This window comes from Microcystis sp., assembly GCF_048564745.1.
Taxonomy (GTDB): Bacteria; Cyanobacteriota; Cyanobacteriia; order Cyanobacteriales; family Microcystaceae; genus Microcystis; species Microcystis ichthyoblabe_A.
The window spans coordinates 1-19831 of sequence record NZ_JBLZRT010000116.1 but is presented as its reverse complement, the minus strand read 5'-3'; the positions used below and the strand labels follow the sequence as shown (position 1 = coordinate 19831).

Below are 19831 nucleotides of genomic sequence, written 5' to 3'. Positions count from 1 at the left end.
CCCATTTCTCCATTTTTTTGCTTACCTCCACCTTGATTCCTTCTTTCAAAACTATACCTATCAATCGTTTCCCCTTTTTTTAAGTTTCTTCTCTTTTTGTTAAGAAAGATCCGACTAATGGATAGCTTGATAAGGGGGGATTAAGGGGGGATCGACACCCCCCTTATCAAGGGGGGATTAAGGGGGAATCAAAGACAAAATCTATTTTCAATTTAATTATAACCACTTACTTAGCTGTAGTTGTCGATAGGTTGTCTTGTTCTCCTTTTTCAATTCATAGTTAAGAATACATTGGCCTACATATCTAGCCAAATTAATAGGAACAGCATTGCCAATCATTTGTTCTAGATTAGATTTTGTTCCTGTAAAAATAAAGTCTTTAGGAAAAGTTTGAATATAGCTTCGCTCGATCGTTGTTAGCGGTCTTAATTTTTCATTAAGATGACAAGCGTCACCGGGATGTTGTCGATAGGTTTTGGGAACTGGTCGATTTACTCCTCGAATAGTAGGGCTAGGTTCATAAATACTGAATATCGCCCTTCTTTGATAGCTTCTAGGATGTCTATAATAGTATTCTATATCTAATTCTTTGCCCATATAGTCAAATACAGTCAGAGGTTGACTTGATAAATTGTCATTGATTTCATCGATTAAAAAATCATCTTCTTCGTTCATTTTACCGATCAGAAAATATCTTTTTCTAGTTTGAGGAACTCCGCAGTAACAAGAATTAATAACTTTTCCAGTTAAACCATAACCATGACTTTTAAAAATTTGTTTTGCTTGAGTGAGTATTTTACTTTTCTCAATTCTATCCACATTTTCCATAACAAACCATTGCGGACTTACTCCAGTTACAATTTCGGCGAATGTGAGCGTTAGATTCGCTCGTCCTAAACCTTCGTTTCTCTTACCCGCACTGGAAAAGTCTTGACAAGGAGGGCTGCCGACAATAATCTCAGGATTATAGTGAGCCAATATTTCTTGGCTAGATTCTCTAGATAAATCGACATTAAATATCGGATGACTAAAGTTATTTCTATAGACATCTATAGCAGGTATCCAATTATCAAATGCGGCCACAATAGTAAACCCCGCTTTCTGGAAACCTAAAGATAAACCACCACAACCAGCGAATAAATCGATTGTGATCATTTTGCTCCCTCCTCTAAATTGACTCTCGAAAGCATAAAATAAATTATCGGAATCGGGAGCTAGACCGTATAACTCTTTTGTACTTAACTCCGCAGGTTGAATTTTTAAATTTTCATCGAGTTTCAGATATACATTTTTCAGTCCTTTCCCATCTAAGTAAGCGCACAAAGAAGCTGGAAATGAGGAATTAAATTGATTTTTACCCCATGTTTCTTTTTGGGTAAAATCCCGATTCGAGTGCTTCAATCCGAATAAACTAGGCTTAAATATTGCCGATTTTCCCATTACCTCAACCCGATCGCTGAAATTATCTCATCAATAATCTTAATAGCAATAAACGGCGCAATCATGCCTCCCACGCCGTAGATGAGGATATTGCGCCGCAATAGTTGGTCAGCAGTGAGCGGGCGAAATTGAACGCCTTTAAGTGCTAGGGGAATCAAAACGGGGATAATCAGGGCATTGTAGATCAGGGCCGAGACGATCGCCGATTGAGCGCTTTTCAAACCCATAATGTTTAAAGGACCGATCCCGGCAGCGGCGAAAATCGTCGGGATAATGGCGAAATACTTAGCGATATCGTTAGCTACCGAAAACGTCGTCAGGGCGCCGCGGGTAATGAGTAACTGTTTGCCGATGGTCACTAAATCGATCAGCTTGGTCGGGTCGGAGTCGAGATCCACCATATTGGCCGCCTCCTTCGCCGCTTGGGTTCCGGAGTTCATCGCCACACCGACATTAGCCTGGGCCAGTGCGGGTGCGTCGTTGGTTCCGTCTCCCGTCATGGCAACTAACTTGCCCTGGGATTGCTCGCGACGGATCACCTCGATCTTATCTTCTGGGGTGGCCTCGGCGATAAAATCATCCACCCCCGCCTCCGCCGCGATCACCGCCGCCGTGATCTGGTTGTCGCCAGTGAGCATGATCGTTCTCACACCCATGCGCCGTAATTGGTCAAAACGCTCTTTTAATCCAGGTTTCACGATGTCTTTGAGATAGATCACCCCGTAGATATCGTTACCCCGACAGACGGCGAGGGGAGTTCCCCCCAAATGGGAAACCCTTTCCTGTGCCTGATCGAGGGTCTCGGGAACGGAACCACCGCGGGAACGGACGAAACCTTTAATCGCGTCTACGGCTCCCTTACGGTATTCCTCGCCGGCCCTATCGGTGCCGCTCATGCGGGTACGAGCGGAGAATTCGATTCCCTCGCCGGGTTGGCCATCGATATCGAGGTTCGCGCCCAAATTCCGGGCTAAGGCAACGATCGATCGTCCTTCTGGGGTTTCGTCAAAAAGGCTGGCCGTTAGACAGATGCGGGCTAATTCCTCGAGGTTATGACCGTTGACGGGGATAAATTCGTCAGCCAGCCGGTTTCCGAGGGTGATCGTTCCCGTTTTATCGAGAAGGAGGGTATTTACGTCGCCGCAGGCTTCCACCGCACGCCCGGAGGTGGCGATGACGTTAAACTGAGCCACACGATCCATCCCGGCGATGCCGATCGCGCTCAATAAACCGCCGATCGTCGTGGGAATGAGGGCGACGAGGAGGGAGATCAAGATGGCGATACTGGAACCGGCCCGAAAGGTATCCGCAACCGCCGGTCCAAGGCTCGTTTCCAGGAAACCGGCGATATAGTTCCCGATCGAGGGAATCGTGGCCACGACAATTAAAAAGACTTGGGTTAACACGGCCAGAAGTACCGTCAGCGCGATCTCGTTGGGGGTTTTCGTGCGCTCGGCCCCTTCCACAAGGGAGATCATGCGATCGATAAAACCCTGACCAGGATCTTGAGCGATCCGCACCGTCAACTCGTCCGAGAGAAGCCTAGTGCCGCCGGTGACGGAACTGGCGATGTCGGTGCCGGGTTGTTTGAGGACGGGGGCTGATTCTCCGGTGATCGCCGATTCATCCACCGAACCGATTCCCTCGATCACTTCCCCGTCGGCGGGAATCACGTCCCCGGCCACCAGTTTCACCCGATCGCCCCGATGCAAGGCCGTGGAACTGACCGACTCGATCGAGCCGTCGGCCAGGATTTTCCTGGCGATCGTGTCGCTGCGGGTGGAGCGCAGGGCATCGGCCTGGGCTTTTCCCCGTCCCTCGGCAATTGCCTCGGCGAAGTTGGCAAACAGCACCGTGAAGAAGAGGATCAGGGTGATGATGCCGTTAAGTAGCCGTTGTTGTCCCCTGTCCCCGGCGATTGTGCCGAATAGATGCGGGTCGATCGTCACCAGGGCCGTGACGATCGTTCCCAACCAGACCACGAACAGGACCGGGTTACGCACGGCGATGCGCGGGTCGAGTTTGAGGAAGGACTGCCGGATCGCGCTTTGATAGAGACCGGTCCGGTTTACCTTGGGGGTGTGGCGGCGGTCGTCCCGGCGACCTCTCGGCACTCGCAACGGGCGGGAGGATTTAGAATTTCCTTTGTTCGTTCTCATAAATTATCTAGGGCTGGTTGAATAAATCTAAAAACCTTGTTGGGTAAGACTTTTAGACCTTTTGTCAATCAAAAAGTACTGGATATGGGAGTGATCGGGGGGAAATTTAGGCACTTTTTCCCTGAAAATTAGGTAATTGGCCACCTCAAAACTGGTAAAACCCCACACCCCACACCCGTTCGGCTGAGCTCACGGCCGAAGCCCACACCCCACACCCTACCCCCCGGAAAAACTTTTTGCCGCAAACCCTGTCTAAACTCCTAGCCGATCATCCTGGTGATTTGAAAGGCTTCCGCAATCGGCCCGAGGGCTAATATCGGCAAGAAAGTGAGCGCACCGAGAATTAAAATCACCCCCGCCGTCACGCCGGTAAAGAGTCCGGTATCGGTGCGGAGGGTTCCGGTGGTGGCGGGAACCGGTTGTTTGCGGGACATCCCATCGGCTAACAAGAGCAGGGCGGCGATCGGGATATACCGTCCAGCCAGTAAACTGAAGCAGGCGCTCAGATTCCACCAGAGAGCGGTCATCGTCGGTTTCGCCCCAGCCGCGATCGCGAGCGGCGCGGGTTGGGAATCCCCCAGTCCCTCGAATCCCGACCCGTTATTGGCAGCGGCGGAAGCGTACTCGTAGATAACTTGAGATAATCCGTGAAAGCCGGGGTTACTGATGCCCTGAAAGTCGGGAAAGGCAAGGGCGATCGCTCCGGGGATGAGGATGGCGATCGGGTGAACCAGCAGAATTAAAAAACTCGCTAACACCACTTCCCGTTTCTCGATTTTGCGCCCGAACAATTCGGGGGTTCTTCCCACCATTAGACCGGTGACGAATACCGCCAGGATCAGATAGGCGAACAGGTAGGCGGTGCCGGTTCCCTGGCCGCCGAAAACGATTTGCAGGAACAGATTCGAGAGGGTGACGAAGCCGCCGTTCGGCATCAAGGAATCGTGCATGGCGATCACCGCACCGCACATGGTGGCCGTGGTAGTTACCGCGTACAGGGCCGATTGCGCCCAACCGAAGCGCACTTCTTTCCCCTCGAAGTTAACCGCTCGATCGACCCCTAGCAGGGAGTTAACCGCCTGGTTGCCGTTATATTCCCCGATCGCTGTGATGATCGTAAAGCCGATGAAGATACCGAGGGGAATTAAATAGATTAACCGAGCTTGCTTGAGATTATCGGCGAAAACCCCGTAGGTATAGATCAGGGAGGTGGGAATCGAGAGAATCGCTACCAACTGCACCAGATTGACGAATCCGTTCGGGTTTTCAAAGGGGTGGGCCGAGTTGCTGGCAAAAAATCCGCCGCCGTTTTCTCCCAATTCCTTAATAATCTCGAAGTGGGCCACTGGACCGCGGGCGATCGCCTGACTGAGGTTGGGGTTTTCTAGCGTCGGCAAGATCGCCGGGCCCGCCAGGGTTTCCGGGACCCCGGCGATGATCAGGGCAATTGCCCCCACGATCGAGATCGGTAAGAGGATACGGGTGATCGCTCGGATCAGATCCACGTAGAAATTGCCCAACGGTCGCCCCGTCAGTCCCCGAATAAAGGCGATCCCCACCGCTAGACCGGTTCCGGCCGAGGTGAACATCTGGTAGCCGAGACCCCAAATCTGACTCGCGTAGCTGAGGGTGGTTTCTCCAGAATAATGCTGTTGGTCACTGTTGGTCATAAAGGAAATCGTCGTATGTAGCGTGGTGTCCCAAGTGGGGGCGGGGATCCCCGTCGGGTTGAGGGGAAGGACTCCTTGGCCGGCAATCAGGGAAAAAACCAGAATTGCTATTACCGCATTACTGTAGAGAACGGCGCGGGCGTACTGCCAGCCGGTCATATTCTCTTTCCCTTTCACTCCGACGAAGGTATAAAGAAGACTCTCGGCTCGATCGCACAGTGGGTCGAGTAGGGTTCTCCGTTCCATGAACACCCTCGCCATATACCGCCCGAAAAAGGGGGTGATTGCCACGATTATCAGGATCGTGAGCGCGATTTGAATCCATCCTTGCAACATGGTTCGATCAACTCCGAAAAAAGGCAAGTGGTCATTGAGCTTGTGGAAATTTAACCGATCATGGACGGATTCGACAAGCTCACCGTCCATGATCGACCGGGAAACTTAGGGGTTTCCTGTCTCGAAACCGCTTTAGAAAACCAAGTTTGTCTAATCATTAGCGATCATTAACCAGTGGATGATCGAGGGATTAATATCGCCTCTGCTGGGATGATTATAGCGATTTCAGGGCAATCGCACACAATTCTTAACATTTTTGGACTTTGGACAAAGAAAAAAAAGATTTGCGTAAAATTCCCGGACTCTCCTAGACTGGTTATGGCAAATTAGTAGTTTCAATGAGCCTAAACCCTGAAATAGCCTAGAATCCAACAAAGCAAAAAGCTTTTTTTATTAAAATTGCTGGCTCTTCTGGTTTTCGTTTGTTAATTTTTGTTATGAATTAAAGCAAGCAAACAGTTTAAGTCGAAGATGTTCAAAATTGGTCAATCCATAACTTATTCTTTTAATAAGCTTTATTTTGGTATTCATTCCCTCAATTAATCCGTTGGTTGTCTGATTTTCAAAATAATTAGGGTTTGCTGAATATCTGCCAAGTCCAAACAGCTTCTAGGGAATAGGTAACGGTTTCGTTAGACATGGTGAGCAACTTCCATTAGATATATTTTCTCGGTCCGCTATCGGGGACTATTTTAAGATTAAACCAGTTCGCCGCTTTCTTGCAAAGAGTGGAGACGTTGATAGATTCCCTGCTGATTTAATAATTGGTCATGGCTACCGATCTCGACAATGCGACCATTATCTAAGACGACAATTTGATCAGCTTCTCGAACGGTACTGAGACGGTGGGCGATAATAATTGTGGTGCGAGTGCCTAAGATGGATTTCATGGCTAGTTGAATGGCTCTTTCTGACTCATAATCTAAGCTAGAAGTGGCCTCATCAAAAACTAACACATCTGGATCAACAATTAACGCCCTAGCAATTCCTAAACGCTGTCTTTGTCCCCCCGAAAGACGCACGCCCCTTTCCCCTACAATAGTGGAATAACCATTAGGTAATTCCTGAATAAATTCATCAACACGGGCAATTTTACAGGCTTCTTCTACCTTCTCAAAGCTAATATTAGGATTACCGTAGGTGAGATTTTCTAACACCGTACCATTAAACACATCTACTTCTTGATGGACAATCGCTAACCGTCGCCGATACCAAGTCACATCTAAGCGACTAATATCCTCGCCATCCATCAGAATTTGCCCTTGATTTGGTTCAAAATAGCGGAAAAGTAACTTAACTAAAGTGGATTTTCCTGAACCAGATTTTCCCACTAATGCCACGGTTTGATAGGGTTCAATCAGCAAATTAATATCCTTGATAATCGTTCTTTCAGCACTATAGCCAAAGCTAAGATTACTTAATTCTACTTTCCCCGTAAAACGATAGGGATTATGTTGGGCATGATCGGCTAAAAGACTACCAGAATCAGTGCCACTGGGCAAGTTGATAAATTCCTGTAAACGGGCCATAGAAGCATAGCGACGAGCGAAAGTTTCTGCCATTTGGGATAGGGGATCTAATTCCGCATAGGCCATACTAGCGAGGGTATAGGTGGTAATAAAATGCCCGATCGAGATTTTCTGTTGAACGGTGGCTAGGAGAGTAAAGAAAAATACTCCAAATAAACTAGCTTGGACGAGGGTTTTTTCCCAAGTAATTAAGTCCACATAACCCTTATGAATGCGATAGATAACGTAGGTAAATTCTCTCTCTAAACGCTGTTTCTGACGATATAATTCCTGTCCTTCTGTGGCAAAAGCTTTGACAGTTTTGATATTAGTAATAATCTCAGAATTGCGACTTTGTGTATTTTCGATGTGCTGATCCAGAATTCTTTCTTTTTGCATTAAATCTTTTAAATCTCTCAAAATAAAGGCTACAATTAATACAAAAGAAATGACAAAAGCGAGGGCGATCTGCCATTGAATTACCCAAATAACAAGAAAAATACCGAAAACTCTAAACAATTTTGGGATCATCATTCCCGCCACTTCGGGATAAGTCCAAGTATGATTTTCTATCCCTTTGGCGATCCGGTTAGCGATGCGTCCTGGATTATTTTCATCGTAAAAAGATAGGGGTAAGGTGAGAATTTTAGCAATAATTTTTCCGAGATGATCTCGTCGCGCTCTTAAGGATATTTCCCAGTGAAACCATACACCCACCCAAGGCTGAATTGGTGCTTTAATTACCGTGGTTAGGAAAATTAAGCCTAATAATACTGCCAAACTAACCCACTTTTCTGAGGCAAAGGGAGTTAAAATCATGGTGCGATTAACTAAAGATTGTACGAATCCATCTAAAGGTTGATCGGAAAGAACATTAAGAATCTGTCCGACAGCGTAGGGAACCATCAGATCGATAATTTCAAAGACACTGGAGGCAGCAATGCTCAAAAAGGCGGCTTTTTGATAATTGCGATAGTAACTGAGAATATCGCGTAAGGAAGCCATAACATCAAGTAAATTGCCAATTTTTAACTTCTATCTGGTAACTGATAACTGAAGAGACTAAAGGCACTTTTGGGATTGTTTTTCTGGAGTTACCATTATACTACAATACTACAAAAATCTGCCGACCTAGAAATTTATAGGACAAAAGCCTTGTCATAGTCTTGTATTCTCAATCAGCTATTAGTCAGGAGACGATGCCAGATCAGCTTATATTTCATCCTTGGCAGAAGCACCACAGATCAATTTATCGGACATTTTGGCGAATATTATCACAAAAATTAATAAATTTCTGAAAGGTTTTTAAGTGTTCAGTTTTATCGATACGCTTTTTTAATTCATTAAGATAGTATTGTTCTTGAGCTACCCCAGGGAATCTTTTAGAATAAGACAAACCTTTATCTTTAAAAATAGACTTTAGATAAGCAAAATGAAAATCGGCATGATTTCTGCAATTAAATCTACCCATTAGTTCGGGATCATTTTCGTAAACATCATAGTGTTGAACATAATCAGCTAAAAGTCTCTGCTGTAAAGGTTGTTTAGAATTAAATATTGTACGATTGCCTAGTAGCCATGTTTCAATACATCGATTTTGAATGATTATCACGATTTCAAGTTGTGCGGGGATAGTAATATGTTTGGTGATAAAGTCATTAACATATTGTTCTCTTTCTTCGACAGTATCCTCATCAGCATCGAGACAGATGACTAGATAGTTATATTTGGATACTTCTTGAATTTTATCGATGGCGTTAGGAATTCCATCATTAAGTATCGAGGGGTAGCCAGTACTACTAATCAGAAAGTAATTGTTGTGATTGACTTGATCGTAAAAATCAACTCGCTTAAATTCGGGAATAAGATAAGTTAACCAGGCAGTATAAAGCTTTTTTTCGGTACTTCTTCCTTCAACTAAAAAATAAATATTCATCGATTAACTAATTCCTTGGGGAAATTCTTCTAAGACATTGATAAGATCAATAAAGGCTTTTTGTCGAGTTTTAGAAATATGAAAATCAGCCGCATTGTGTACCTGAATTACTCCTCCTTTACGAGTGACTATTCTCCAATAGGCAGGACTGATATTATTAATTATATAGGGATGATGACTGGTAATAATAAACTGTAAATCTCGATAATTAACTAATAAATCTTCTGTTAAAGTGTCCAAACAGTTAACCCCCAAACTATTTTCAAATTCATCGATTAATATAACACTGCCATCAGGAGATAATTCGATCGTTGCTAAGAACATCAGGCTTTTTATCATTCCAGAGGAGATATTTGGGTCTAAAATCCAAACATTAGAGTTTTTTTCTTTTATTTGTATGCGAGGTAGCTCTTCAAGTAAACCAATTCTAGTTAATGAAACAAGCAGATCACCTAGTTCGGATGGCTCTAAAGATTCTATTTTTAAATCTTCAACTTGAGGGAAAATATCTAAAAACTTTCTCTTTATTATCTCGAACGTATCGGGATATTTTTGATATGTGATCAGCAGTTTGTCAGAAATAGGAAGTTGACTCGATTGTAATTCAGAGAGAGAGTTATATTTGGCATATTCGTCGTTTCTAAGGATTTTACCAAATGTTGAATATGAGATATTAAACTCAAGTGGATTGAAAATCATTTTGTTAAATTCCTGTCGAACAGGGAAAACATCTTCTTCTTGATTGAAAAGCTCTATACAGCTTAAATAAGATGGTAGTTTTGGTGTCTTTGAATGTTTAAACTCAATTACCTCTTGATTTCTTGCGATCAAAACCTCTTGATCTTTTAAAAGAGTTTCCCTAATTATACTAACCTTATTTTCGCCGTCATTACTATTGACTTCATCTTCTTCAATCTTGATGAGAGAACGAGCTTTTCTAACCTCAAATTCACCCAACCAATGATAACGAACATGATCATTGGTTAAAAGTTCTACATCCCATTTTACTCCATTTATAGACTCACCGTTAGCGATTCTTTTTAAATTACTAATAGCCTTTAAAATCGAGGTTTTTCCTGCACCTGAGATACCAACTAATAAATTCAAATCTGAAAAAAAGTCGCAAGAATCTATACTTAATCCAGAGGATAAATCTTGATAGGATAATCTCAAAAGTTTCATAATAATTCCCCACTGCTAAAACTAAAAAGGGTGAGTTAATTCTCACCCCAAGACTTTACTGAGGATCGAGTTTTAGAACTGCCATAAATGCCTCCTGGGGTACATCAACAGTTCCGATCGCTTTCATCCGTTTTTTCCCTTTTGCTTGCTTGTCTAACAGCTTTTTCTTGCGGCTAATATCACCACCATAACACTTAGCTAAGACATCCTTTCTTAAAGCGGGAATATGTTCACTAGCGATAATTTTAGAACCAATAGCTGCTTGAATGGGAACCTTAAATTGATGCCGGGGAATCAATTCTTTTAACTTTTCGGTTAAAGCGCGACCAACATAATAAGCTTTATCCCGGTGAACGATCATCGCTAAAGCATCAACGGGATCACCATTGACCATAATATCTAATTTAACTAGCTCATTTTCCCGATAGCCAATTAATTGATATTCCATACTAGCATAACCGCGCGATCGAGATTTTAATTGATCGAAAAAGTCCGTCACCACTTCTGCTAAAGGTAACTCATAAATCAAAGCGGTGCGGGTTTTAGTAAAATAACGCATATCCTTGAAAACTCCCCGACGACTTTGACATAATTCCATCAAAGCACCTACATAGGTTTCCGGAGTAATCATTTCCACTTGGATATAAGGTTCCTCAATTTTTTCCCGTTTTTGTGGGGAAGGTAACAAACTAGGATTATCCACTTCGACAATTTCCCCATCGGTGGTAGTGACCTGATAAACTACCGAGGGAGCAGTGGTAATTAAATCTAAGTTATATTCCCTTTCTAGTCTTTCCTGGACGATTTCCATGTGTAGCAGTCCCAAGAAACCGCAACGGAAACCAAAACCCATGGCGCTAGAAGTTTCCGGTTCGTAGGATAGAGCTGCATCGTTTAATTTTAACTTTTCCAGCGCATCTTTGAGATCGGCATACTGATCAGCATCGGTGGGGAATAATCCGCAGAAAACCATCGGTTTTGCTTCTGTATAACCGGGTAAAGGCTCTTTTGCCGGTTTAGTGGTTAGAGTAATCGTATCACCCACCCGGGCATCAGCGACGGTTTTAATCGCAGCTGCCAGATAACCCACTTCTCCCGCGTGAAGTTCATTTACTTGTACCTGTTGCGGTGATAAAATTCCCAATTCATCGATCACAAATTCTTTACCGGAAGCCATAAAACGAATTTTATCGCCCTTTTTCACCCGACCATCCATAACGCGGAAATAGACAATTACCCCTCGATAAGCGTCGTAATAACTATCAAAAATTAAAGCTCGGAAGGGTTCTTCAAGGGTATCTTGGGGAGGGGGAACTAATTGGACGATCGACTCTAGAATATCATTAATACCGATCCCAGCCTTAGCCGAGGCCCGAATCGCCTCACTACAGTCTAAACCCACCACTTCCTCGATTTCCGCTGCGACCCGTTCCGGTTCGGCACTGGGTAGGTCGATTTTATTTAAAACTGGGATAATTTCGAGGTTATTTTCCAGTGCTAGGTAAACATTGGCTAAAGTTTGCGCCTCTACTCCTTGGGACGCATCCACAACTAATAAAGCTCCCTCGCACGCCGCTAAAGACCGAGAAACCTCGTAGGAAAAATCCACATGGCCGGGGGTGTCAATCAGATTAAGAACGTATTTTTGACCATCCTTAGCGGTATAATCCATGCGTGCCGCCTGTAACTTGATGGTGATACCTCGTTCCCGTTCCAAGTCCATATTATCGAGAAATTGTTCTTTCATCTCCCGTTGGGCTACGGTTCCTGTAATTTGCAGGAGGCGATCGGCGAGAGTTGATTTACCATGATCGATATGAGCGATGATGGAAAAATTGCGAATGCGAGAAACGGGAACGTCAGTCATCGTGGTTCACTGTTGGCAAAAGTCAGGGGTTTATAAAATTTTAGATTCCTTAATTCATTGTAGAGGTAAAGTCTCTAAGGCTGGAGCAAAAGCGAAAAGTAAAAGGTAAAAAAAGCTAAACTGCAAGTATAGTCAGGGTTTCGGCCTTTGCTTCCCCTCTCGGCATCCACAGGAAACTATGGTAGGCTTGATTATGGTGACAAAATCAGGGAAAGGGCAATGGCTAAGGAAAGGCTCTATGATTTGTCCAAATCGGATTACTATAGATAAACTCTTGGATGAGAATCCTCGACTGACGGGTAGAATGATAGATAGCAATCATTAATAGAGCTTATGAACGACAATGCTACACCGACTCAGCGCACGGCGGAGAAAGTTGAAATCGCTATTCACCTTGACTCGGAAGTTTTAGAACAGATTAAACACCTGACTAACGATCCTAGTCGCATTATCGAAACAGCGATTAAACAGTGGCTAAGAGGAGAGAAACAACCAGATGAGGACTTAACCCGTCATCTTCGACGCAATCCCCCCGTACCACCCAAAGGGGAATGGAATGACTAAGATTTTTCAGTCTCTAATAGGTTATTTCCCGACGGAGAGACTGAAATATTTTCTTAGGTCAACCATTGACGGTAATTGAGATTTTTTCCCCAACTAAGCTAGTCATACTAAATTCGTTGAGTATAGGCTACATATCAGGACAGGCAAAAGGGGGAATAGATAATCAGTTTTTAATAAACGGATTTAGGATCATTTTGCTTGGGTACTGACAGGAGGAACAAAACTGATGCAGATAGAAATTCAAGGAGCCGATGCTATCAAAGTTGCTCAGGATATCCTAGAGATGGAAGGGGTGCAAGGCAGCTACGAAGTTATCTCCGAAGTGGAGAGAGAGGGAACCCTTGCCACCATCGCCACCATCATCGGCATTATTAGCGGAACAATCGCCATCGCTGAGAAATTTTACCAATTAAAGCAAAAAATTGACTCTCCTGAAACCCCGAAGATCGAACGAGTGTTAATTGTGAGCAAAAACGGCGATCGCCTGCTGCTCAAAGATGCTACCCTAGAGCAGCGATCTGTTCTGAGCGTCTGGTCAATCTTTCAACCAGTCTTTGAGCATATTGAGGGGAGTTTTGTGATATATAGTTGTAGATGGCTGATCAATAATTAACGGCTAAATTTCTGGCTCTTCTAGGTTCTGTGTGACCAGCTTAACTTACTATAGAAGCGATCGATCTCTGTGTCCTCTGTGTCTCTGTGGTTCCTTCCACCCCCTAGCCAGCAGGAATGTATCTTAGAATACATTTTACCCACCAAATCCAAGAGAGCCAATTTCTGGCTTTTTGTTTAATATTTTTTATTTCCATAATGGTTTCCAAAATGACTCCTGACAGTTTACATTATAGCAAGATAGGCTCCTAGAGATGGTGTATTTTAAAACCACTAATTTTGAAAAGCGATCGTCGCCTTCGCTAACGATCAGAATGTACAAAAAGGGATAGTTTCTCTCTCTAGGTTTTGATACTGTACTGTAGCGGTAGGAGACTAATGGGAACTTTGATGCTTTGTCCTTTGGGGAGCAGGAATAGCTTTCTGCCTCAAAAAGCGATCGCCCAGACAATACAGCAAACTAACGCTAATCGTTCGGCTTGGCAGGTCACTTTACCCCCACGGGCAAAGGTACGGCGGAAAAAGGGAAGTTCGTTGACGGAGATTAAGGAAGGATTGCGACGGGCTAAAGAACGAGAGCAGTTCATTCTCGAATCACCCGAAGCGGTTCACTACAAAGGTTTAGAAAGGGCAACAATTTGGAAGGTGGAGAACTAAAAATGAGCAACGATGGGGGCGGTTTTCGATGGTTCTCTGGAATTATAGCAACGATCATATCTGGGGTTGTTGTGTACTATCTGACTGAAGGAAGGAACCCTCAGCCGCCTCAGTCAAATTCAGAACCTTTAGGAATATCCCAAGGAACGCCTCCTTCTCCCCCAACTAAACCAACCCCCCCAGTCACAAGAACCCCCCGCCCCACTCCCCAACCTTCTCCAAGCTCAGAGATTGCCTTGGTATCCTCTAGGGGCATAAACTATACTAAGCTTCGGGATCTCCTTGCCCAAGGCAAATGGAAAGAAGCCGACCAAGAAACCACCGATCTGCTATTAAGGGTCAGCAACAGGCAAAAGGAGGGTTGGTTACGGGAGGAGGATGTCAAAAATCTGTCCTGTGAAGACCTGAGAACGATGGATAAGCTTTGGGTTGCCCACAGTCAGGGCAAGTTCGGGTTCAGTGTTCAAAGGGAAATTTACCAAAGTTTAGGAGGAACGAGCGAGTATAATAACGATGTCTACAGGAAATTCGGAGATAGGGTAGGGTGGAGAGTGAAGGACGTTGAGAGATACTACAGTGATGTTACGTTTGACCAAAAAGCTCAGAGCGGACACCTGCCCAGGGTTGAGAGATGTGGTGGGGGTCTTGGTTGTTCGCGTCGTGGTCGTCGGGTGTTGTGGTGGCGGGTCGCGGGGGGGGATGTTCTTTCTTCGGAGTGTCCCTTGTGAACTGTAACATATAGGCTTACAGAATTTTGTGAACAATTATTAACAGGTAATTTCGGACGAAGCCAAGCGGGTTCTGGGATTCCGATACCTGACACCGAGGGGTCAGCCGCCGCTCCGATTTTTTTGTAGTATGCTTCCTGCCACCTATGGAAATTTGCGCGGTGAATAGAAGCTTTATGAGAGAATAGAAGGGTAGTGCCATCCTCTAAGCCAGATGTCTATAGCAGAGCTATTCCCCACCTTGAGAAATCTACCTCGTGCAGACAAGTTGAAGGTAATGCAATTTCTTGTCGCAGAACTAAGCAAAGACGAGGAGCCAAGCCTTAAAAAATCATGAATTATGAATTATGAATTATGAATTATGAAAGAGATTCGATTTAGCGATCATGCAAAATCAAAAATTGATATTCTTGCTAATCATGGAGTTACTCTTGTCCAAGAATTTATAATTGATACAATTCGTAAACCTGATAAAATAGAGAAGCTCCCAGAACAGAAAATTATCTATCAAAGGAAATTAAATGAAAACTTGGTTTTACGAGTAGTTTGTCGAGAAGTCAGTGCTTTTATTTTAGTAATTACTTTATATCCTGGAAAGAGGTCAAGATATGAAAAATATTAACTATAGCAAAGATGTCGATGCTTTGTTAATAGAGCTATCGGATAAACCAATCAGTTATGCAGAAGATGACGGACAAGTTATCCTACACTATTCTGACGATAATACACTGGTTCTCATCGAAATATTAGAATTCCGAAAATTCATATCAGAAGATGCTGTTACTGAGTTGCTATCAACTTCGTAGCTAGTTTTATAGTCTCTCTTCTCTCGCGTCAAGACTTAAGAGAGTGTAGCACAGACGACTTACAGAATTTTGTGAACAATTATTAACAGGTAATTTTCCACGAAGCCATGCGGGTTCTGGGATTCTGATACCTGTCACCGAGGGGTTAACCACCGCTCCGATTTTTTTGTAGTATGCTTCCTACTAGAAAGTTATGGGTGAGAAAATCTTTGTGTTCTTTGTGCCTTTGTGGTTCTTTCTTGCCCTTTTTGGTAATCTTCACTGCTGCCATTAATTTACTTCCCCAATGGTCTTGGATTATCGTTAGTCCTGTGGATTTTCAATATTTCGGGCCGCATGAAGTACCGCAATAACATCGATTTGCTCAGGTTTGATATAATAAATTATGCGATAAGAACCCTCGATAACTTCTCGGATCTGCTCAGTTTCAAACTCCGGAACAAGACGACCCGAAAAGGGAAAATTAGCAATCTGTTCTGAGCGTCTGGTCAATCTTTCCACCAGTCTTTGAGCATATTGAGGGGAGTTTTGTGATATGTAGTTGTAGATGGCTGATAAATGATTAACGGCGGTTTCTGTCCAGAAAACTTTCATGGCTCTAGCTTGAACTTAGTGCGTACTTCTGCCACAGAAATAACCTTTTCCGCCTCACTATCGGCTAATCCTGCTTCAATTGCCTGTCTCACATAAATCTCATACATCAAATCATCCCATGTAGAATTATCCGGCAATTTATCGATTAAATTTCTAGCTTTTTGTTTAATGTTTTTTATTTCCATGATGGTTTCCAAAATGACTCCTGACAGTTTACATTATAGCAAGATAGGCTCCTAGAGATGGTGTATTCTAAAACCACCGCTAACGCTCAGAATATCCAAAAAGGCTTTTCCCTCTCGATGTCCTCAACGAAACCTCAACCCGTGATTGGTGTTATTTGGTGGATAAATGCTGTATATTTACTCTCGTCGCCGCTTAATTCACACGCAGCGGCGCAGAAACCTGCTCAACATTCATTGCTGTATGTAACAATACAGGAGGAGTTTATCTCAGGAGTTCCACGGTGATTAGAGAGCTAGACCGTATTACTGTTAATCCACAAATATGTCTTGGACAGCCAATGATTCGAGGAATGCGTATCACTGTAGGATTTGTTTTGAAACTGTTGGCTAGTCAGTTATCTATTCAGGAAATCTTAGAGGCTTATCCAGAGTTGGAGGAGGAAGATATTCGTCAGGCTCTTAATTATGCAGCTTGGGCTGTATCCGATTATATCGTTAGCTTCACTTCAGCAGCCGTAACGCACCGCTAACTTTAATGATGGTGGGTGATATAATTTAAAATTCTGAGGTAAATCATGCAACTAAAACTAACAAAAATATTCCAGAAAGTTCCCGAAGGCTATATTGGTTTTGTCGAAGAATTGCCAGGAGCTAATACTCAAGGAGAGACTCTAGAAGAAACTAGAAGTAATTTAGAAGAAGCAATTGAGCTAGTTTTAGAAGCTAATCGTATATTAGCTGAAGAGCAACTGCAAGGACAAGAAGTGATTCGAGAGTCTGTTACTTTCTGGGCTGCATGAAACGCATAAACTTAATTCGTCATTTAGAAGCTTATGGCTGTGAATTCTTAAGAGAGGGCGGCAATCATACGATTTATGTAAATCGTGTCAATCAGAAATCTTCAGCCATTCCGCGCCATCGTGAAATCAATGAATTCTTGACGCGAAAAATTTGTCGAGATTTACAAATACCAGAACCATGAGTGCGACTCCTGTTAAGCTGCTGTAGAGTGTAGGGTGCGTGTTTGCGGCTACTAATTTGGATAATAAAATAAAACTAACAATCCGCCGTAACGCACCAATTCTATTACTACTAATTAAACATAATCAATTACATTTAATTTACCTGTGTATCATCCCCTGTAGAATTTCTGGCAATTTATCGATTAAATTTCTGGCTTTTTGTTTAATGTTTTTTATTTCCATGATGGTTTCCAAAATGACTCCTGACAGTTTACATTATCAACTATTCATTATTAATTAAAAAGGCGATCGCAAAATTACGCCTTCTTAAAAAAGAAATTAAACACCTTAAGCAAAACCCAAAGGTTGAAACTGAGTATCATTAATAATTTTAACCGTTTCCCCCGACTGCTTAATCACAAACAAACCGCGCCGATAGGCATAGACATCTATCCCCTGATCAATTTCAATTGCTGCCACTGCCCCATAAACCCGAAACTCTCGAAATTGGGGGAAAGCAACCTTAAATCGCTGTAATCGGCTGACAAAATCATCTACATCATCCCTCGACAGTCGAGATTTACATTCCACAGCCACCAACTCGCTCCCATTCACCGCCACAATATCAATCTCCATTGCCGCCCCAGGACGCTTACTTTTCAAGCGACTCATCGTTTGGGTGACATCAATGCCCCGTTCCTGAAATAAACGCACGACCGCAGGCTCTACCATTTCTTCAACGAATCTGCCCCAGCGTGTTGTTAGGTTATTAACAGCTTTGGTCGTTTCTTGTACCTGTTTTTTTAATTCTTCCATCGTGCGATTAGCTTCCTCTCTGCGGCGATCAGCTTCCTTTTGAAACTCGGCAAATTGGGCCTCAGTTCTTTCAAATAACTTGTAAATATCGGCGATCGTTACAGCGTCTGACATAGGAAGATTCTTCAAGCTTGAGAAGTCTAGTCCCATTCTAGCGACTTGGCCCAGAAAAAATGTCCCTAGCTTCTCATCCGTGTTTTTTCAATCAATTATTGACTATCAACTAATCAGCGATCGCAGTTCAAGGGGAAGGGGTCAAAGGTCAAAAGGCGATCGCGGTCAATGGATAGACGACTGTTGCCCAACACCCCATCCGATAACTGGGCAAAATCATTGATAATTATTTGATAATAGGACATCGGTTGGGTTTTGTTCCTCAACCCAACCTACACTCGTCAGCTTTATATCCTAGAAAGAGGTCAAGATATGAAGAATATTAAATATAGCAAAGATAAGGCGTTGCTGAATTAAGAATCGCCTACCCCTAACGTAAAGCCTTTATTTAATCTAATTGAGCCTGATGTTCAAGAAAAGCAGCAAAAGCGAGACATTCTGAACGAATTTGAGACAACATGAAAGGAGCCGATTCGACTAAAAGTCGGAGTTTTTCCGCCTCAAGCTGAAACGCATAAACATTTCGTACCACATGACGTAAACCACGATATTCTTCTAAAGCTTCACGGCTGCTTGAAGAGATAAGGGCGGGTCGTCGCTCAGGCATTTCCCGACTCATTTGTTCTAATAAAAGCTGATGCCAGTTAGCCCCTTGAGGGAGAGAGCCATCGATGACCTTAGCCACTTTCTCAAATAGCCGTTCCAATCCACTGTAAAAATTGTGTAATCCCAAAGCGACACTATCAAGATAAAGAGAATCAAAACTATTAAGATAGCGTTGCCAACCTTCAGTTGCTCGTTGTACTGAGCGTTCTAGCTGCTCGATCTCTATGGGGATTTCCTGTGCCAACTTGATCAGCCTTGGGTTCAAAGAGTGACCGCCTCAATTGCAAGAGTGTTAAGAAAAGAAGTCGAGCAAGAATCTCCATCAACGAGATCCACCTCAAACTCACTACTAACCGCCGTAACTGCCGCAACAGCTTGATAGAAGAGTGCAGGAGGAATCCCCCAGGCAACCAAATCAATATCTGAGTTAGCATCAAAGCAATCAGAATGGTTAAGAGAACCAAAAACTGCTACTCGTGATGCACCAAACTGTTCACGGAGTAAAGTAGCTAAAAAGCTGGCTATTTGCCAACCCCGTCGCCATCGCTCAGGGTCAGCCTCAGTAGTAGAAGGGCGAGTCAAGTGGTAAGATGACCACTGTTGAGGAGATAAATCGAGAGCCGTCTGGTTTTGAGACAAGTTACTATCCCTATCCCTGTTGATCAATCACCTGTGCTATTATAGTTTACAAATGAACTGATTAAAGATAAATTGCGATCACTCGACTCGATAATGCGATCGCCTTTTCCCAAAAACCTAATTATAAATAAATCAATTTCTTAATATTCAAAATGACTTCAAATCCACAAGTATCTAAAAAACCGCTCTCTCATCCTGGCAAACTTCCCCATAAAGATAAGTAGGTGGGTGGAATTAAATATAAGATGAACGTAGGTTGGGCTTCGGCCGTGAGCTCAGGCTTCGACGGTGAGACTTCGGCGTGGGGAAGTGGGGAAGTGGGGAAGCTGTCTCATCACCCTATCACCCCAAAACCCTATCACCCTATTTCCTGACGACCGACGACCGACGACCTTAAGCTCTCGTCTTATTTTGGTAATAATCGCGGGTTCCCTTGGCATCTAGGGCTTC

General features: G+C 43.6%; 22 protein-coding genes and 1 pseudogene. 9 read left to right on the top strand and 14 right to left on the bottom strand.

What is annotated here, in order from left to right; translation table 11 throughout:
* Positions 1 to 216 precede the first annotated feature (216 nt).
* From ACOCD9_RS13110 to lepA, 8 genes and pseudogenes are all read right to left on the bottom strand, one after another.
* Entirely contained in the window at positions 217 to 1440 is a 1224-nt protein-coding gene (locus tag ACOCD9_RS13110) for a HindVP family restriction endonuclease (protein ID WP_419547733.1), read from the bottom strand.
* The gene (gene kdpB, locus ACOCD9_RS13105; RefSeq protein ID WP_419547732.1) at positions 1440 to 3599 is read right to left on the bottom strand and encodes a potassium-transporting ATPase subunit KdpB; all 2160 of its coding nucleotides are present in this window, start codon (positions 3597 to 3599) and stop codon (positions 1440 to 1442) included. Before kdpB ends, ACOCD9_RS13110 begins: the two co-directional genes overlap by 1 nt.
* Before the next feature lie 260 nt (positions 3600 to 3859).
* Positions 3860 to 5605, bottom strand: coding sequence for a potassium-transporting ATPase subunit KdpA (kdpA, locus tag ACOCD9_RS13100; RefSeq protein ID WP_419547730.1), 1746 nt, complete (start codon positions 5603 to 5605; stop codon positions 3860 to 3862).
* A 435-nt stretch (positions 5606 to 6040) separates the two neighbouring features.
* Positions 6041 to 6178, bottom strand: a pseudogene (locus ACOCD9_RS13095) (transposase); the annotation flags it as partial.
* 125 nt (positions 6179 to 6303) lie between these two features.
* Positions 6304 to 8118, bottom strand: a complete 1815-nt coding sequence (locus ACOCD9_RS13090) for an ABC transporter ATP-binding protein (protein WP_419547728.1) — start codon at positions 8116 to 8118, stop codon at positions 6304 to 6306.
* Positions 8119 to 8362: 244 nt separating this feature from the next.
* Entirely contained in the window at positions 8363 to 9049 is a 687-nt protein-coding gene (locus ACOCD9_RS13085; RefSeq protein WP_419547726.1) for a hypothetical protein, read from the bottom strand.
* A 3-nt stretch (positions 9050 to 9052) separates the two neighbouring features.
* A complete protein-coding gene (locus tag ACOCD9_RS13080) occupies positions 9053 to 10231 on the bottom strand; it encodes an AAA family ATPase (RefSeq protein WP_419547724.1) in 1179 nt (392 codons plus the stop codon).
* Between the two features lie 55 nt (positions 10232 to 10286).
* Positions 10287 to 12098 (bottom strand): translation elongation factor 4, encoded by a 1812-nt coding sequence (gene lepA / locus ACOCD9_RS13075; protein WP_287693303.1) that lies wholly within the window; start codon positions 12096 to 12098, stop codon positions 10287 to 10289.
* A gap of 333 nt (positions 12099 to 12431) precedes the next feature.
* Here lepA and ACOCD9_RS13070 point away from each other — a divergent pair, with 333 nt between their 5' ends.
* The 6 genes from ACOCD9_RS13070 (at position 12432) to ACOCD9_RS13045 (ending at position 15465) form a co-directional block, all read left to right on the top strand.
* Entirely contained in the window at positions 12432 to 12662 is a 231-nt protein-coding gene (locus ACOCD9_RS13070) for a type II toxin-antitoxin system CcdA family antitoxin (RefSeq protein WP_002762207.1), read from the top strand.
* 226 nt (positions 12663 to 12888) lie between these two features.
* Positions 12889 to 13275 (top strand): hypothetical protein, encoded by a 387-nt coding sequence (locus tag ACOCD9_RS13065; RefSeq protein WP_419547722.1) that lies wholly within the window; start codon positions 12889 to 12891, stop codon positions 13273 to 13275.
* A gap of 377 nt (positions 13276 to 13652) precedes the next feature.
* A complete protein-coding gene (locus tag ACOCD9_RS13060; protein ID WP_193978799.1) occupies positions 13653 to 13931 on the top strand; it encodes a hypothetical protein in 279 nt (92 codons plus the stop codon).
* A gap of 2 nt (positions 13932 to 13933) precedes the next feature.
* On the top strand, positions 13934 to 14659 hold the full coding sequence (locus tag ACOCD9_RS13055) for a GUN4 domain-containing protein (RefSeq protein ID WP_419547720.1): 726 nt from the start codon (positions 13934 to 13936) through the stop codon (positions 14657 to 14659).
* A gap of 361 nt (positions 14660 to 15020) precedes the next feature.
* The gene (locus ACOCD9_RS13050; protein ID WP_110579526.1) at positions 15021 to 15281 is read left to right on the top strand and encodes a DUF4258 domain-containing protein; all 261 of its coding nucleotides are present in this window, start codon (positions 15021 to 15023) and stop codon (positions 15279 to 15281) included.
* Entirely contained in the window at positions 15268 to 15465 is a 198-nt protein-coding gene (locus ACOCD9_RS13045; protein WP_110579527.1) for a DUF2283 domain-containing protein, read from the top strand. The genes ACOCD9_RS13050 and ACOCD9_RS13045 overlap by 14 nt, the downstream gene beginning before the upstream one ends.
* A gap of 303 nt (positions 15466 to 15768) precedes the next feature.
* On the opposite strand, the gene ACOCD9_RS13040 is transcribed toward ACOCD9_RS13045, so the two are convergent.
* Complete coding sequence (locus tag ACOCD9_RS13040; RefSeq protein ID WP_002734305.1) at positions 15769 to 16059, bottom strand: type II toxin-antitoxin system RelE/ParE family toxin; 291 nt, start codon at positions 16057 to 16059, stop codon at positions 15769 to 15771.
* Positions 16056 to 16244, bottom strand: a complete 189-nt coding sequence (locus tag ACOCD9_RS13035; RefSeq protein WP_002762197.1) for a hypothetical protein — start codon at positions 16242 to 16244, stop codon at positions 16056 to 16058. The genes ACOCD9_RS13040 and ACOCD9_RS13035 overlap by 4 nt, the downstream gene beginning before the upstream one ends.
* 281 nt (positions 16245 to 16525) lie before the next feature.
* On the opposite strand from ACOCD9_RS13035, the gene ACOCD9_RS13030 reads away from it, so the two are divergent.
* The 3 genes from ACOCD9_RS13030 to ACOCD9_RS13020 are packed head-to-tail and all read left to right on the top strand — an operon-like array spanning position 16526 to position 17226.
* Complete coding sequence (locus tag ACOCD9_RS13030; RefSeq protein ID WP_052276594.1) at positions 16526 to 16774, top strand: DUF433 domain-containing protein; 249 nt, start codon at positions 16526 to 16528, stop codon at positions 16772 to 16774.
* A 45-nt stretch (positions 16775 to 16819) separates the two neighbouring features.
* On the top strand, positions 16820 to 17044 hold the full coding sequence (locus ACOCD9_RS13025; RefSeq protein WP_002734968.1) for a type II toxin-antitoxin system HicB family antitoxin: 225 nt from the start codon (positions 16820 to 16822) through the stop codon (positions 17042 to 17044).
* On the top strand, positions 17041 to 17226 hold the full coding sequence (locus tag ACOCD9_RS13020; RefSeq protein WP_002735013.1) for a type II toxin-antitoxin system HicA family toxin: 186 nt from the start codon (positions 17041 to 17043) through the stop codon (positions 17224 to 17226). The genes ACOCD9_RS13025 and ACOCD9_RS13020 overlap by 4 nt, the downstream gene beginning before the upstream one ends.
* 328 nt (positions 17227 to 17554) lie before the next feature.
* On the opposite strand, the gene ACOCD9_RS13015 is transcribed toward ACOCD9_RS13020, so the two are convergent.
* The 4 genes from ACOCD9_RS13015 to ACOCD9_RS13000 all read right to left on the bottom strand — a co-directional run bounded on the left by ACOCD9_RS13015 (position 17555) and on the right by ACOCD9_RS13000 (position 19381).
* Entirely contained in the window at positions 17555 to 18136 is a 582-nt protein-coding gene (locus ACOCD9_RS13015) for a DUF3782 domain-containing protein (protein ID WP_419547716.1), read from the bottom strand.
* A 113-nt stretch (positions 18137 to 18249) separates the two neighbouring features.
* Complete coding sequence (locus ACOCD9_RS13010) at positions 18250 to 18381, bottom strand: hypothetical protein (protein WP_287699932.1); 132 nt, start codon at positions 18379 to 18381, stop codon at positions 18250 to 18252.
* A gap of 143 nt (positions 18382 to 18524) precedes the next feature.
* A complete protein-coding gene (locus ACOCD9_RS13005) occupies positions 18525 to 19007 on the bottom strand; it encodes a hypothetical protein (RefSeq protein WP_287967746.1) in 483 nt (160 codons plus the stop codon).
* Complete coding sequence (locus ACOCD9_RS13000; protein ID WP_419547715.1) at positions 19004 to 19381, bottom strand: nucleotidyltransferase family protein; 378 nt, start codon at positions 19379 to 19381, stop codon at positions 19004 to 19006. The genes ACOCD9_RS13005 and ACOCD9_RS13000 overlap by 4 nt, the downstream gene beginning before the upstream one ends.
* Positions 19382 to 19831 lie beyond the last annotated feature (450 nt).

Coding starts and splice junctions, on each gene's coding strand:
- ACOCD9_RS13110 (WP_419547733.1), bottom strand. CDS start 1,440: ATGGGAAAATCGGCAATATTTAAGCCTAGTTTATTCGGATTGAAGCAC.
- kdpB (WP_419547732.1), bottom strand. CDS start 3,599: ATGAGAACGAACAAAGGAAATTCTAAATCCTCCCGCCCGTTGCGAGTG.
- kdpA (WP_419547730.1), bottom strand. CDS start 5,605: ATGTTGCAAGGATGGATTCAAATCGCGCTCACGATCCTGATAATCGTG.
- ACOCD9_RS13090 (WP_419547728.1), bottom strand. CDS start 8,118: ATGGCTTCCTTACGCGATATTCTCAGTTACTATCGCAATTATCAAAAA.
- ACOCD9_RS13085 (WP_419547726.1), bottom strand. CDS start 9,049: ATGAATATTTATTTTTTAGTTGAAGGAAGAAGTACCGAAAAAAAGCTT.
- ACOCD9_RS13080 (WP_419547724.1), bottom strand. CDS start 10,231: ATGAAACTTTTGAGATTATCCTATCAAGATTTATCCTCTGGATTAAGT.
- lepA (WP_287693303.1), bottom strand. CDS start 12,098: ATGACTGACGTTCCCGTTTCTCGCATTCGCAATTTTTCCATCATCGCT.
- ACOCD9_RS13070 (WP_002762207.1), top strand. CDS start 12,432: ATGAACGACAATGCTACACCGACTCAGCGCACGGCGGAGAAAGTTGAA.
- ACOCD9_RS13065 (WP_419547722.1), top strand. CDS start 12,889: ATGCAGATAGAAATTCAAGGAGCCGATGCTATCAAAGTTGCTCAGGAT.
- ACOCD9_RS13060 (WP_193978799.1), top strand. CDS start 13,653: ATGGGAACTTTGATGCTTTGTCCTTTGGGGAGCAGGAATAGCTTTCTG.
- ACOCD9_RS13055 (WP_419547720.1), top strand. CDS start 13,934: ATGAGCAACGATGGGGGCGGTTTTCGATGGTTCTCTGGAATTATAGCA.
- ACOCD9_RS13050 (WP_110579526.1), top strand. CDS start 15,021: ATGAAAGAGATTCGATTTAGCGATCATGCAAAATCAAAAATTGATATT.
- ACOCD9_RS13045 (WP_110579527.1), top strand. CDS start 15,268: ATGAAAAATATTAACTATAGCAAAGATGTCGATGCTTTGTTAATAGAG.
- ACOCD9_RS13040 (WP_002734305.1), bottom strand. CDS start 16,059: ATGAAAGTTTTCTGGACAGAAACCGCCGTTAATCATTTATCAGCCATC.
- ACOCD9_RS13035 (WP_002762197.1), bottom strand. CDS start 16,244: ATGGAAATAAAAAACATTAAACAAAAAGCTAGAAATTTAATCGATAAA.
- ACOCD9_RS13025 (WP_002734968.1), top strand. CDS start 16,820: ATGCAACTAAAACTAACAAAAATATTCCAGAAAGTTCCCGAAGGCTAT.
- ACOCD9_RS13020 (WP_002735013.1), top strand. CDS start 17,041: ATGAAACGCATAAACTTAATTCGTCATTTAGAAGCTTATGGCTGTGAA.
- ACOCD9_RS13015 (WP_419547716.1), bottom strand. CDS start 18,136: ATGTCAGACGCTGTAACGATCGCCGATATTTACAAGTTATTTGAAAGA.
- ACOCD9_RS13010 (WP_287699932.1), bottom strand. CDS start 18,381: ATGTCCTATTATCAAATAATTATCAATGATTTTGCCCAGTTATCGGAT.